The 1,298-nt window shown below is 66.3% G+C and carries 1 protein-coding gene; it reads right to left on the reverse strand.

Features of this window, described 5'->3' with window-relative positions:
- Positions 1 to 1,229 (reverse strand): DEAD/DEAH box helicase family protein (locus BLT64_RS25900; RefSeq protein WP_496559554.1); only part of this gene is annotated, 1,229 nt, incomplete at its 3' end.
- Positions 1,230 to 1,298 lie beyond the last annotated feature (69 nt).

Genomic DNA, 1,298 nt, shown 5'->3' on the forward strand with positions numbered 1-1,298 from the left:
CCGATGCCGAGAAAGACGTGCCAGGCGCAGTGCCGTTGCAGGTTGGTCCCGCTGCCCAACATCACCGGCTTGGCGCCCAGCTCCTGCACCCGGCCATCGGCGAAATCGCCGATCAGCTCCTCGCGCTGGTCGAGGTCCTGGGAACCGTAAACCGTGGCGATGCCGGGCACCGTCTTTTCCAGCGCGGCGCGCTCGGCCTCCAGATCGTGCCAGATGATCCGGTGCGCGGCCGGGTCCTCGGCGCGGATCTCCATCAGCTTCTCGATCCGACCGCCAATGCTGGTGCGTTTTTCGCGTGCTGCCACCTTCAGATCGCGCGCGACGTCCTTGAACATGCGTTTCTGGCCGCTCTTCTCGACCGCGGCGCCGGCGAGGTGATCGACCGGCAGTTCGTGCCAGCGCACGTCGAGGGGCGGCAGGTCGTAGCCCTCGTCTGAAAACGACGGGTCCAGATCACTGGGCTTAGTGACGAACAGCGCCCAGGACGCGACCCACAGCCAGAATTCCCGTTCCTTGTGCTGCATCAGGGTCAGCTGGTCGGCCTTCTCGCTGTTGCGCTTGAAAAACCGGGTCTTGGCCTGGCCGATATCCATCACGTCGAGGAAGCCGGCGTAGGACAGCAGCTCGATGTAATCGTTCGGGCTGGGCGTGGCGGTGGCGACGAAGCGATAGGGGACGCCGGCGGTCTTGATCCGGTTGGACTGGTCGCGCCGGTCGTCGCCGGCGAATAGCGCCATGAACTCCCGGAAGGTCTTGGTGCCACCGAAGCCGCGCAGGATTGCCGCCTCGTCCAGGCTGACGCCGATGAACGGATCGGGCTGGACCTTGCCATCGCGCACCGATTCGTAATTGGTCAGGTAGATGCCCGGGCCGTCGACCTGATCGCTGTCGCGGATGAATTTCAGGTCCACGGCAAAGGAGCCCCGGAACCGCTCCTGCGCCTCGCGCATGAACTCGCGCCGAACGCCCAGCGGCGCAGTGATCAGCGTCGGCTGGCCCGTCGTCTCGGTCAGCACGCGCATGGTCTCCAGCTGCGTCGCGGTCTTGTGCAGGCCGAAGCTGGCGAACCATGCGCGCCGGCCGCCTTGCAGGCCCCAGCTCACCATGCGGCGGGTGTGCGGTTTCAGGGCGGGGTTCAGGGTCGCCTCGTCCACCTGCATGCCGCCGAAGCGCGGCGCGATGGCGGCCTTGGCGCGCAGGAATTCGTCATAGGAAGGATGCTGGCCCATCGCTCACATCCGCATCGGCATGATGACGACCGTCAGGTCGGGGTCCTCGGTCAGGATCAGGGCGGCGTC

Source organism: Paracoccus denitrificans (assembly GCF_900100045.1).
GTDB lineage: Bacteria > Pseudomonadota > Alphaproteobacteria > Rhodobacterales > Rhodobacteraceae > Paracoccus > Paracoccus denitrificans.